The sequence below is a fragment of the Providencia sp. PROV129 genome, assembly GCF_028482245.1.
Lineage (GTDB): Bacteria > Pseudomonadota > Gammaproteobacteria > Enterobacterales > Enterobacteriaceae > Providencia > Providencia vermicola.
In genome coordinates, this window is sequence record NZ_JAMPQD010000013.1 from 22,445 (window position 1) to 35,049 (window position 12,605).

Sequence of the window (12,605 nt, forward strand, 5' to 3'; positions counted from 1 at the left end):
AACTGGTTTTTTCTATTGAATACAGAAAAAGAAATTACTTCTCTTTCACTTCCCATTTGCCATCAACGTAAAAAGCACTCCAACCTGTTGCTTTACCGTCTTTTTCCGAAGAAACATATTGTTGCTTGGTTTTACGGCTAAAACGAACAACTGTTGGGTTACCTTCAGCATCTTCAGCAGGTGCTTCTGCCAAGTAGGCAAGCTTTTCAGGTAATCTGTCCTTAAAGCGTTGTAACTCAGCCACTAATGGCGCACGTGTTTCTCTGGATTTCGGGAAAGTGTTGGCAGCAAGGAACACCCCAGCGGCACCATCACGCAATACAAAGTAAGCGTCAGACTTTTCACACGGTAATTCAGGCAACGGAACAGGATCTTCTTTCGGTGGCGCAACTTCACCACTTCTTAGGATTTTACGTGTGTTTTTACATTCTTCATTGGTGCAACCCATGTATTTACCAAAACGCCCCATTTTCAGGTGCATTTCAGAGCCACATTTATCACATTCAATGACAGGGCCATCATAGCCTTTAATACGGAATTCGCCTTCTTCAATTTCATAACCTTCACATGCAGGGTTATTACCACAAACATGTAATTTACGTTGGTTATCAATCAAGTAGCTATCCATCGCCGTACCACATTTAGGGCAACGACGTTTTGCTCTTAACGCGTTAGTTTCTGCATCATCCCCTTCAAGAATATTAAGTACTTCATCTTCAGGGATCAGATTGATGGTTTTTTTACAGCGTTCTTTTGGTGGCAATGCATAGCCACTACACCCCAGGAATACCCCTGTAGATGCAGTGCGAATACCCATATGGCGTTCACAATCAGGACAGGTTATTGATGTTATAACCATCGGATTAGTACGCATTCCCCCTTCTTCTGGATCTTTTTCCGCAACATCAAGCTGGGTACTAAAATCAGAGAAGAATTCATCAAGAACAGCTTTCCACTCGGCATCATGATTTGCAACATGGTCGAGCTGGTTTTCCATGCGTGCGGTAAAATCGTAGTTCATCAAATCGTTGAAGTTTTCTTCTAAACGATCAGTAACGATTTCCCCCATTTTTTCCGCATAGAAGCGACGGTTTTCAACTTTGACATATCCTCTATCTTGGATAGTCGAAATAATTGCCGCATAAGTTGAAGGACGACCAATTCCACGTTTTTCGAGTTCTTTAACCAGTGAAGCTTCACTAAAACGTGCAGGCGGTTTAGTAAAGTGCTGACTTGGCAATAATTCAATTAATGATAGTTCCGTACCCACTTGAATTGGCGGTAAGGTTTTATCTTCATCGTTTTTGCGCAGTGCAGGCATTACTTTCGTCCAACCATCAAAACGTAACGTACGCCCTTTGGCTTTCAGTTCAAAGTCTCCCGCTTTCACTGTTAAGGTCGTAGAGTCATATTTCGCTGGCGTCATTTGACACGCAACAAATTGGTTCCAAATTAATTGGTACAACCGTTTTGCGTCATTTTCCATATCTTTTAGCGAATCAGGTAATACATCAACACTAGAAGGACGGATGGCTTCATGCGCCTCTTGGGAATTATCTTTGCTGCTATATACATTGGCATCTTTCGGCAGATATTTCGCCCCAAAGTTGTCATTGATATAACCACGAACCATATCCAACGCATCTTGACTCAAGTTAGTTGAGTCAGTACGCATATAAGTAATGTAACCCGCTTCATACAGACGCTGGGCCATCATCATGGTTTTCTTCACCCCAAAGCCTAAACGCGTACTTGCCGCTTGTTGCAATGTTGAAGTGATATAAGGTGCACTTGGTTTACTTGATGTAGGGCGGTCTTCACGGTCAATAACCTCAAAGCGCGCCTTTTCAAGTAATTTTACCGCAGCGGTAGTTTGCGCTTTATTAACAGGTTTGAACGATTTACCTGCTTGCGACGTCACTTCCATGCGTAAATTTGCAATATCTTTATCTGCTAAGTCCGCGTGTAATTCCCAATACTCTTCAGGAACAAACGCTTTAATTTCTCGTTCGCGTTCAACAATCAGTTTCACTGCAACAGACTGAACACGCCCCGCAGACAAACCTCTAGCCACTTTTTTCCACAATAATGGAGATACCATGTACCCCACAACGCGATCCATAAAGCGACGTGCTTGCTGCGCGTTAACCCGATCAATATTTAGCTCACCTGGGCTATCAAATGCTTGGGTGATGGCGTTTTTCGTGATTTCGTTAAATACAACACGACTAAAACGCGAATCATCACCGCCAATCACTTCACGTAAATGCCATGCGATCGCTTCCCCCTCGCGGTCCAAGTCCGTTGCGAGGTAGATGTGATCGGCATCCGCAGCCAGAGATTTCAGCTCAGAAACCACCTTTTCCTTACCTGGTAGAATTTGGTAATTCGCCTTCCAACCATGATAAGGGTCGATACCCATGCGATTCACTAATGCATCGCGTGGATCTTTTTTAACTTTCTTTGTTTTCTCGGTAGATGAGCCTGTACTCTTTTGTGAGCCGGTTTGTGAACCAGAGCCGCTTTTCGGCAGATCACGAATATGGCCGACGCTGCTTTTCACAACGTAGCCACTGCCAAGGTATTTATTAATTGTCTTGGCTTTTGCCGGGGACTCCACGATAACAAGAGCTTTACCCATATTTACCTTTACCTAAATATCAACTATGACGCACTTTTACATTAAAATGCGTAAAATGAGAATCTGTTTTTTATATTGCGACACAATCACAATATATCAATATATTTTCAATCAATTATTTGTGTTGAAACAAAACTTATAATCTCAATCACGTTATTCTACAAGTCATGAAAGTCTTCTAGCTGACTGATTTTAACCATATAAAGGCATTAAGCCATAATTGAAAACCACACACTCTACCTGATAAAATGCGAGAAGCAACCAATTATTTTTTCAAGGGAGCCCTATTATGCAAGACGATCTACCGTACATTACAAAAACAGAGTTACTTGAAAAAGCTAACGATATCATACAGAAACATGACGAATATATTCACGGTATGTTTGTAGACACCGTGGAGCAGCATCGTGGTACGCTGGTTTTTAAAGGGGAATTCTTTCTCGATGAAAATGGTATCCCAACATTAAAAAGTACCGCTGCTTTTAATATGTACAAACATCTTGCCCATGTTCTTTCAGAACAATACCAATTACGTGAAAATGATTAATTAACATTCAATAATTGATAAAAAATTACCGGCTTCAGTGCCGGTAATTAATAGTAGAATTAAAACAGAATATTTGCGAGGCGACTATTCATTTATAACATTGGTTTTTGGCCACGCTGCCACCAACGCAATAAAAGGTTATCAACACTATTTGCTGCGCTTCCCATGACTTTATCCACCATTTTTTTACTTAGAACATAACGGACACCAACAATCTCTTTAGCATCAACTGCATCAATAATAATGTCATCACTGACGCCAATGCTATCCACAAGCCCTTTTTCTAACGCCTGTGACCCGTACCAGTATTCACCCGTTGCAACCTTATCAATATCTAATGACGGACGATTTTGATGAACAAATTGCTTGAAAAGATCATGCGTTGAATTTAAATCTTCCACAAACTTTTTACGGCCTTGCTCGGTATTTTCCCCGAGCAATGTCAGCGTTCTTTTATATTCACCTGCCGTATGAAGTTCAACATCAACATCATGTTTTTTCAATAAGCGATGAATATTAGGAATTTGTGCCACAACACCAATTGAGCCAATAATAGCAAATGGTGCAGCAACAATTTTATCTGCAATACAGGCCATCATATAGCCACCACTTGCTGCCACTTTATCAACAGCAACCGTCAACGGAATATTCTTTTCTTTTAAACGACGTAATTGTGATGCTGCAAGCCCATAACCATGAACCATACCGCCAGGGCTCTCCAAACGCAGCAAAACTTCATCTTGTGTATCAGCAACAGCCAGAACTGCACTGATTTCCTCCCTCAAAGATGCCACTTCGCGTGCATCCATGCTGCCTTTAAAGTCTAAGACATATAAACAGGGCTTTTTAATGGATGTTTGCCCAAGTTTAGCCCCTGATTTCTCACTTTTTGATTTTGCTTTTTGCTGTTTTTTGAATGCCTTGAGCCATGCTTTATGCTCAGATTCATTCATTTTCACTTGCTGCATCTGACGCTGGCGTTCGCGATAATTCTCACCCAAATCAGTGAGTTTTAACGAACCTTTAGCACTTTGGCGACGCATACCTACACCAAAGACAAAAACAGCCAGCAAAACGATAGCCACCACGATAGTGACAACTTTTGCTAAAAATAATCCATACAAAGAGAAATACTCCACAACATGATCCTTCTGATATTTATCTTCAACACAAAAATAATCTCACGATTATGGGTAAACAACCAGAAAAAATCGTATTTCACACCATAAACTCCGTAGATATCTATGTTAGATTAGCCAAAAAACCAAATCAGTGCGATGATACCGTTACATTTAATTCACAATCATAGGAAAGAATATGCTTCAATATCAGCCTAGACAAGACCTATTGAAAGGCAAAACGATACTCATAACTGGCGCAGGCGATGGCATTGGTCGTGAAGCCGCCCTGACCTATGCCCGATTCGGTGCATCATTGGTTCTTGTCGGAAGAACGCAACATAAATTAGACGCTGTTAGCCAAGAAATCACTGCAATTTCTGGCAAGAAATCGCCATGTTATGTTTTAGATTTATTGACAGCAACCAATGAAAACTGCCAATCATTAGCCACGCAAATATCTAACACTGTTCCTTATCTAGATGGCGTCTTGCATAATGCGGGTATTCTTGGCGTTGTCGCCCCCATTTCAGAACAACCGCCTCAACTATGGCATGATGTCATGCAGATCAACGTCAATGCGACCTTTATGCTTACGCAATCCCTACTCCCCTTACTCTTGAAAGCGCCAAATCCATCATTAGTTTTCACAAGTTCGAGTGTTGGGAAACAAGGCCGCGCTGGTTGGGGAGCTTACGCTGTTTCTAAATTTGCAACAGAAGGTCTAATGCAAGTACTTGCTGAGGAATATAAAAATAGTCATTTACGCGTTAACTGCATTAATCCTGGAGGAACCAGAACCAGTATGCGTGCCAGCGCATTCCCCGAAGAAGACCCCGAAAAACTCAAAACCCCAGCAGATATTATGCCTATTTACATTTATTTAATGGGTGATGATAGCACCCGTAAAACAGGCAGCAGTTATGATGCACAACCAGGCCGTAAACCAGGTGCAGCGGAGTAATTTATTATGTCACAAAGCCGACATGAAGAACGTCAACAACGCTTAAAAGAAAAAGTCGATGCGCGTATTGAAGCCGCTCAAATTGAGCGTGGGATTATCATCATCTTCACTGGCAACGGCAAAGGTAAAACGACCGCCGCATTTGGTACGGTTTGTCGTGCCATCGGCCATGGTAAAAAAGCGGCTGTTGTGCAATTTATTAAAGGAAGTTGGGATAATGGTGAACGTGAACTCTTAGAGCCGCTTGGAGCGCCTTTTTTTGTAATGTCCACTGGCTTTACGTGGGAAACACAAAATAAAGAGACGGACACACTAGCCTGCCTTGAAACCTGGCATCATGCAAAACGACTTTTAAGTGATCCTCAATATGATTTGGTTGTCTTAGATGAGCTAACATATATGGTCAGCTATCATTACCTTGGGTTAGACGACGTTATACAAGCCTTGCTAGATCGTCCTGCCAACCAATCCGTCATCATTACAGGTAGAGGATGCCACCGTGATTTAATTAATTTAGCGGATACAGTTACTGAAATGCGCCCTGTTAAACATGCGTTTGATGTTGGTATTAAAGCGCAAAAAGGCATTGACTGGTAAACGATAAAAGTTAACTTAGCAATTATAAGCTAAAATAAGACTATTGCTAAGTTCTCTTTTTATGCATGATAAGTTTAATCAAACCATCTTGCGTGTTAATTTAATCATTCGCATATATTCCCAATTCGGCTTTAATTATATCGACCATTTTTACAATATAAATTCAGACCATAAGTTATTCTAATGATTAAACTCACCTTTTCCCTATTTAATATAAACTAGTACGTGTTACCCCTTGAGTAAACATACCGAAAATCACAATACAGAAAGAAATTTAACCAACTGATAAAAAACAAGTTAAATACAAAATAACGCATTTATTCTAGCTTTATTCATACTAAGTTATTATTCAATACCGAATAAAAACTTAACTCATGTTAACATTATTAATTTTATTTAATTTTATATTTCCGCATAATTAAATTGCAATAATGGATTGTTAGTTATTTTAGATATTGTCTATTTTAATTTAAGGGATATATATGCAAAACGTTTCAATGAATACTTTCAATGCACCTAAATTGAAATTCAAACCTTTATTTCTGTGTGTTTCAATGATTGTCGGTTCAACAACGGTTGCTCAAGCTGCTATTACGCCAACAAATGGCGCTGGAGTAATGGTTCAAGGTAATGGTCCAACCATTGTTTATATTAATAAACCGTCTGAAAGCGGTGTTTCTCACAATATTTATAGCCAATTTGATGTTGACCAAAAAGGCGTTATTTTAAACAATAGTGCAGGCCTTTCTAATACCACAATAGGGGGTAAAATTGGCGGTAATGGCAATGTCGCAGGTAAACGCGCAAAAGTGATCCTAAATGAGGTCAACTCAAATACGGCAACAACATTAAACGGCATGATTGAAGTCGCTGGCGGTAAAGCGCAAGTGATTGTCGCAAATGCATCAGGTATCACCTGTAATAACTGCGGATTTATTAATACCAACCGCACCACATTAACTACGGGTAAAGTTTCCTTAGATGGCAATAACTTAGTCAATGACTACAATGTGCAGCAAGGAAAAATTGCCATCAATGGTAGTTTCAATGCAAACTCACCTACTGATATAATTGCACGCTCTGTCGCGATTAACGGTGCTGTCACAGCTCAACGTCTAAACGTTATTGCAGGGAATAACCGTGTGAATTCCGCTGGTGATGTTATTGGTACGACAACAGCCATTGGTGCAAAACCAAGTATTGGTATTGACGTTTCCGCCTTAGGCGGCATGTATGCGAATAAAATTTCGTTAATGGCGACCGAAACAGGTGTTGGCGTATCTAACGCAGGTGATATCGCTTCACATAATGGTGCAATTACCATTGATAGCGCAGGCACCGTCAATAATATTAATGGCAACATTCACTCAGCAAATACCCTCTCGATTAATGCGACTGGGCTGACAAATAGCGGCACTATTTCCGCAGCAAAAAGTGTCAACATTCAGGCTGCAGGCACAGGTGCAATTAATAACGATCGTGGGCACATTACGTCCCTGAACAACGATGTAAATTTAACGACGTTAGGTACTTTGTCAAATAACAACGGAACCATTGAAGCCCAACAAAATGTGACCACGTTATCTGATACTATCGTCAATGATAATGGGTCATTTAAAGCCACTCGAGGTGACCTCAACGTCCATTCTACCAATGTAATCTATAACCGCGATAATATGGGGAATCCAAATGATCCAACGAAGGGTTTTATTGCTGGTCAAGATATCACTATTGATGCCGTTCGTATTGTGAATGAGAACTCCAACATCACTGCGGGTCGTGATATCACCTTAAACGCACAAAACTCTATCGAAAACATGGCTAACAGTAAGATTGTGGCACAGCGACGTGCTGAGGTGAATACCATGTATTTAACACAGTCTAACTCAGAGTTAAATGCTGTTAAAGGCCGTATGGATCTTGATGCTTCTGTCGCATTGACTAATGACCCTCGTTCAAAAATTCATAGTGGTAAACTACTGAATATCAATGCAAACCAATTAACAAACTCAGGTTCAATTATTTCTGATAATGGCAAAACAGAAATAAAGTCCAATATACTCAGTAATCGTTCTGGTTATATTAAAGGTAAAAACTTAACAATAACTGCGCATAATATTGATAACCAATCTGGTTTAATTAACGCTGAAAGCAACTTAGATATTGAAACTAGCCATTTAAACAATAACTATAGTGCTGATTTTAAAAACGTAAACGCACAATTTGGTTTAACAGACCAAAATGGTGGTTTGCAAACCAATGATGGTACTATCAAAGTTAAAAGTGATAACCTTTATAACGTATATGGTTCAATCGCAGCCAATGCGAATAATAACGTTGCCTCACGCAGCGATATTGATATTAAAACAAAAGCAACCCTGAACAATAATTATGGCCAAATTACGGGGATTAATAACCATAATGTGAGTGCTGGTACACTCGATAATTATGCAGGAAAAATGGTATCTGGCAAAAACATGACCATTGAAGCTAAAAATCGCGTGAATAACCAATATGGAACTATTAGCTCTAACAATACGACGAAGGTCACTAGTCCAATTGTAACAAGTGGAACAACAGGTTCTATCACGGGTAACCGTGTTGTTATTGACGCAATTGTGAATAACTAACTGTCATTCAAGTATTGAAAAAGGCGACCTCCAAGTCGCCTTTTTCATATTCAAAATTCAATTAGAATTCAGAATTAATCACCACTTCTTCACCAAAACGCCCTGCTTTTGGCAGCGGTTGATAAGATGAGTTGGCTGCACGTAAAATACGAACGCCACGAATACCTAGTTCATGAGCCGCTGCAATATCCGCATCTGCATCTCCATAATAAATAGTTAATTTATGGTCACGCATCCAACTTACTTTATTATTTTGGCCAGGCTCATCACCTGCAAAAATAACAGGTTGCATTTTATCGGCTGGGATCGCCAAGCCTTCTTGAACGTACTTAGTCACAGTTTCAGTTTTCGTTTTAGTACGGCCAGTAATAAAATAAACGGTGTCTCCTCGGTCTAAGTGCATTTTGACTAAATCAATACCCACTTGTTTTGGCATACTGAATTTGTCCCACTCATTATTCATTTTTTCCCAAAACTGCTGATTTTTCAAATAACTAAAATCATTTGGGGAAAACTCGAGTTTACCACGGTAAAAACCTGGGCTAGAAAATAACACTGTATCATCGATATCAAAGCCAACTGCCATTGGCGCTTTACCTTCTAGGCTTTGTTTAATTTGTTCAATAGAAACCCAATGAATAGGTTGCTGCTGCGCTAATTCAACAACGGTAACGCCTGGGCTGACAGTTTCTGGCATTGGTATTTTGGCTTGAGACGTTGCCGTAAACGTTAAAGCTAATGCAACCGCGCTCAGCGTCAGTGTTATTTTTTTCATCTTTTATCCTTATCGAGTTTACCCACTTAGAAACCATTCTTTATTCACTTGGATAAACCACATTTTTATATGTAAGTAATAGACATTGCTGCTTATCGTGTTCAGGTGTTTATAAGTACATTTTGCAGCAATTATGTGAGTTAAATCTCACATAGAGCTTGATGTTAAGTTTTTTTGTTACATTAAAATGAGACTTAAATCTCATTTTAATTATCTATTACAGACAAGTGTTGTGATTCTGTGACCTAAACCCGCAATTTACAGACACATACAGACAGTAAGCTGTAATTTTTAGGCAATAAAAAAGCGATGGTGTTATGCCATCGCTTCTTAAATAATGATAACGCAGTAATTAGATGCGTGTACGACGCTTCGCTGTCGGGCCTGAAGATTGACGCTTAGATGCAGGGCGTGATGCCACTTGAGTATGACGTTTCACAGCACGACGAATTTGATTCGCTTTGATTCTACGTTGATCACGTTCAACCGCCACTTTACTTTCTGTTTCAGCTGGCAACTCAACTAATTCACGCAAATAGTTAGTTTGCTCTAAACCCAGCTCCGTCCAACCACCACGCGGTAGCCCTTTTGGCAAATCGATATCACCATAACGCACTCGGATCAAACGGCTAACTTGTACACCAACCGATTCCCACAAACGACGGACTTCACGATTACGCCCTTCTGTTAACGTAACATTGAACCATTGGTTCATCCCTTCACCACCACGATAAGAGACAGTTTTAAAGGACGCAGGACCATCTTCAAGTTGAACACCTTGGGTCAACTGGCGAATTTTTGCATCGTTAACTTCACCAAAAACCCGCACTGCATATTCACGCTCAACTTCACGGCTTGGGTGCATTAAACGGTTCGCTAACTCACCATCGGTTGTGAATAACAGTAACCCACTAGTATTCACATCAAGACGACCTACCGCAATCCACCTTGCCCCTGTCAGTTTTGGCAAACGCGTAAAAACGGTTGGACGCCCTTCAGGATCGTGGCGAGTACACAATTCACCTTCAGGTTTGTAATAGGCCATCACACGGCAAATTTCTTTTTCCGCTTCTTTAATCGCTAATAAACGACCATCTAAACGAATTTTGGTTGATGCTTTGACTTCGACACGGTCACCCAAAGTGGCGATTTTACCGTCTACGCTGATCCGACCTGCTTGCAGGAAGGTTTCGATTTCACGACGTGAACCATGCCCTGAACGGGCAAGGATTTTTTGTAATTTCTCTGTATTTTGCGGTTTAGCGCTCATGTAACCCTCTACTGTCGCCTTCACAGGCGTCAAATAACTTTTCATCGAGTAAAAAAACGAGTGCAAAAAGTCATAAATTTGAAAACCCGCGCATTATACACAGGTTTCCCCTGAACCCCTATCTTTTATCACCTTATCGCACATTCGCTACCTAAATAGCTTATTTATTCAAAGGGTGATGGATCCCCTGTGCCAACACGGGCTACAACAGGTGTATCATCAGTAAAATCAATGACTGTGGTAGGTTTCTGTCCGATATAACCACCGTGGATCACTAAATCCACTTGTTTATCTAATAAATCACGAATTTCTTCTGGATCAGATTGGGTAAAATCATCACCAGGCATAATTAAACTCGTTGACATCAGTGGTTCGCCAACCGCTTCAAGTAAATCTCGTGCAATCGGATTTGATGGTACGCGCAGGCCGATTGTCTTACGCTTTTCATTCATTAAACGACGAGGGACTTCTTTGGTGGCTTTTAAGATAAATGTATAATTACCTGGAGTATTATTCTTAATTAAACGAAAAACTGTATTATCTACGTGTGCATAGTTAGAAAGCTCAGAAAGATCACGGCACATTAATGTAAAATTGTGGTTAGTATCTAACTGACGGATACGACAAATTCGCTGCAATGCATCTTTTTCTTCTAAACGACATCCAATGGCATACCCCGAATCAGTAGGATAAACAACCACACCGCCTTTATTTAGAATTTCAACACTTTGACTGATTAACCGAGCTTGCGGGTTATCCGGATGGACATAAAAAAACTGGCTCATATATACCTCAACAATTTGGTATCGACAGCATCACCCGGCAAAATACCTAAAAATGGCACTATCTCTTTGCTCAATCGAATGATTGATTTTAATCTAATCACTCTATGTATAGTATTATTTTACACCGACCGACCAATACATCAATGAATTAGCGATTTTTTACGTCCTGCCACAATGTCCAAACTGCTTGATCATCATTTGGTAACCATAGGTTTCGCCCTAATTCAATCCAAGAACAAGGACGGTGAAAATCAGACCCCACAGATGTTCGTAAATCCGCCATTTTAGCCAATTCAGCTAAATATTGTTTTTCATTAGGGGGTTGCTGGCAATGGGAAATTTCCATCGCATCGCCCCCATGCTCTTTAAAATAAGCAATCACACGTTTTAACCATTTATTTGAAAGCTGATATTTAGATGGATGCGCTAAAACAGCCACGCCGCCAGCGGCATGAATCGCCGCAATGGACGCTTCAATACTACACCATGTTGCAGGCACATAACCTGTTTTGCCTTTAGACAAATAGCGTTTAAATACATTGTTGATGGTTTTTTCTTTGCCTATTTTCATAATATATTGCGCAAAATGAGCTCGGGTAACTTGCCCGCCACCCGATATACTTTGGGCGTTCTCCCACGCATCTTCAATGCCCGCTTTTTGTAAACGGCGCCCTATCTCAATACCCCGAGCTTCACGACGAGCCGATTGCTCCGTAAGTAACGCAACCATTGCTGGGTGTTCAGAGGTGAAATTTAAACCGACGATATGGATTTCAATATTTTCCCAAAGTGTTGAGATCTCAACACCATTCACTAACTCAATCGGCTTTTCGTTATCGCGTATATACTGTCTTGCCTGTATTAAGCCATCACACGTATCGTGGTCAGTGATAGCTAGAACATTGACGCCTTTTTCAATGGCTCGCTCGATTAATTCCTCTGGCGTTAAATCCCCATCAGAGGCTGTCGTATGGCTGTGTAAGTCGTAGCGAGTCAGTAGCGGTGTGGATACAGGTTGCAAGGTGATATCGTCTCCAATTTCCATAAATAGCTATTTTTTCCTAATAAATTAACAAAATACTTGACACTTCAAATGCGATCCAGTTTACTAGTACGCAAGATGGCTTGCAGCCAATAACATTCAGTTTATCCAGTGAGGCACATTATGGCTTTAATTAACTTAACAAATCGTTGGTGGCGTGACTTCCCAAATTGGGCGGAAGCCGCACGCGCATAGTTAAACCATGCCTCAGTGCCAAACCCGCCCTTCATACGGCG

10 protein-coding genes and 1 other annotated feature (1 of these 11 cut by a window edge) are annotated in these 12,605 nt (G+C 40.6%); of the genes, 4 read left to right on the forward strand and 6 right to left on the reverse strand.

The window, feature by feature from the left end; all coding sequences use genetic code 11:
* Positions 1-34: 34 nt before the first annotated feature.
* Complete coding sequence (gene topA / locus PSF27_RS09590; protein ID WP_206086097.1) at positions 35-2,641, reverse strand: type I DNA topoisomerase; 2,607 nt, start codon at positions 2,639-2,641, stop codon at positions 35-37.
* Positions 2,642-2,930: 289 nt separating this feature from the next.
* Here topA and PSF27_RS09595 point away from each other — a divergent pair, with 289 nt between their 5' ends.
* Entirely contained in the window at positions 2,931-3,188 is a 258-nt protein-coding gene (locus PSF27_RS09595; protein ID WP_206086098.1) for a DUF2498 family protein, read from the forward strand.
* A 92-nt stretch (positions 3,189-3,280) separates the two neighbouring features.
* On the opposite strand, the gene sohB is transcribed toward PSF27_RS09595, so the two are convergent.
* A complete protein-coding gene (gene sohB, locus PSF27_RS09600; protein ID WP_206086099.1) occupies positions 3,281-4,327 on the reverse strand; it encodes a protease SohB in 1,047 nt (348 codons plus the stop codon).
* Between the two features lie 178 nt (positions 4,328-4,505).
* Here sohB and PSF27_RS09605 point away from each other — a divergent pair, with 178 nt between their 5' ends.
* From PSF27_RS09605 to PSF27_RS09615, 3 genes are all read left to right on the forward strand, one after another.
* Positions 4,506-5,270 carry a YciK family oxidoreductase gene (locus PSF27_RS09605; protein WP_272681372.1) on the forward strand — a complete coding sequence of 255 codons (765 nt, stop codon included), beginning with the start codon at positions 4,506-4,508 and terminating at the stop codon, positions 5,268-5,270.
* Positions 5,271-5,276: 6 nt separating this feature from the next.
* Positions 5,277-5,867, forward strand: a complete 591-nt coding sequence (cobO, locus tag PSF27_RS09610; RefSeq protein ID WP_206086101.1) for a cob(I)yrinic acid a,c-diamide adenosyltransferase — start codon at positions 5,277-5,279, stop codon at positions 5,865-5,867.
* A gap of 482 nt (positions 5,868-6,349) precedes the next feature.
* Positions 6,350-8,497, forward strand: coding sequence for a two-partner secretion domain-containing protein (locus tag PSF27_RS09615; RefSeq protein ID WP_272681373.1), 2,148 nt, complete (start codon positions 6,350-6,352; stop codon positions 8,495-8,497).
* A 61-nt stretch (positions 8,498-8,558) separates the two neighbouring features.
* Here PSF27_RS09615 and aphA read toward each other — a convergent pair whose 3' ends face one another.
* The 4 genes from aphA to rnm form a co-directional block, all read right to left on the reverse strand.
* Positions 8,559-9,272, reverse strand: a complete 714-nt coding sequence (aphA, locus tag PSF27_RS09620) for an acid phosphatase AphA (protein ID WP_225819487.1) — start codon at positions 9,270-9,272, stop codon at positions 8,559-8,561.
* 352 nt (positions 9,273-9,624) lie between these two features.
* A complete protein-coding gene (gene rluB / locus PSF27_RS09625) occupies positions 9,625-10,542 on the reverse strand; it encodes a 23S rRNA pseudouridine(2605) synthase RluB (protein ID WP_206086104.1) in 918 nt (305 codons plus the stop codon).
* A gap of 164 nt (positions 10,543-10,706) precedes the next feature.
* Positions 10,707-11,327 (reverse strand): L-threonylcarbamoyladenylate synthase, encoded by a 621-nt coding sequence (locus PSF27_RS09630; protein ID WP_206086105.1) that lies wholly within the window; start codon positions 11,325-11,327, stop codon positions 10,707-10,709.
* A 148-nt stretch (positions 11,328-11,475) separates the two neighbouring features.
* A complete protein-coding gene (rnm, locus tag PSF27_RS09635; protein WP_272681374.1) occupies positions 11,476-12,372 on the reverse strand; it encodes an RNase RNM in 897 nt (298 codons plus the stop codon).
* A gap of 141 nt (positions 12,373-12,513) precedes the next feature.
* Positions 12,514-12,605 (forward strand) — a sequence feature (Trp leader region); it runs 11 nt beyond the window's last position.

Coding starts and splice junctions, on each gene's coding strand:
- aphA (WP_225819487.1), bottom strand. CDS start 9,272: ATGAAAAAAATAACACTGACGCTGAGCGCGGTTGCATTAGCTTTAACG.
- rnm (WP_272681374.1), bottom strand. CDS start 12,372: ATGGAAATTGGAGACGATATCACCTTGCAACCTGTATCCACACCGCTA.
- cobO (WP_206086101.1), top strand. CDS start 5,277: ATGTCACAAAGCCGACATGAAGAACGTCAACAACGCTTAAAAGAAAAA.
- PSF27_RS09605 (WP_272681372.1), top strand. CDS start 4,506: ATGCTTCAATATCAGCCTAGACAAGACCTATTGAAAGGCAAAACGATA.
- topA (WP_206086097.1), bottom strand. CDS start 2,641: ATGGGTAAAGCTCTTGTTATCGTGGAGTCCCCGGCAAAAGCCAAGACA.
- PSF27_RS09630 (WP_206086105.1), bottom strand. CDS start 11,327: ATGAGCCAGTTTTTTTATGTCCATCCGGATAACCCGCAAGCTCGGTTA.
- rluB (WP_206086104.1), bottom strand. CDS start 10,542: ATGAGCGCTAAACCGCAAAATACAGAGAAATTACAAAAAATCCTTGCC.
- PSF27_RS09595 (WP_206086098.1), top strand. CDS start 2,931: ATGCAAGACGATCTACCGTACATTACAAAAACAGAGTTACTTGAAAAA.
- PSF27_RS09615 (WP_272681373.1), top strand. CDS start 6,350: ATGCAAAACGTTTCAATGAATACTTTCAATGCACCTAAATTGAAATTC.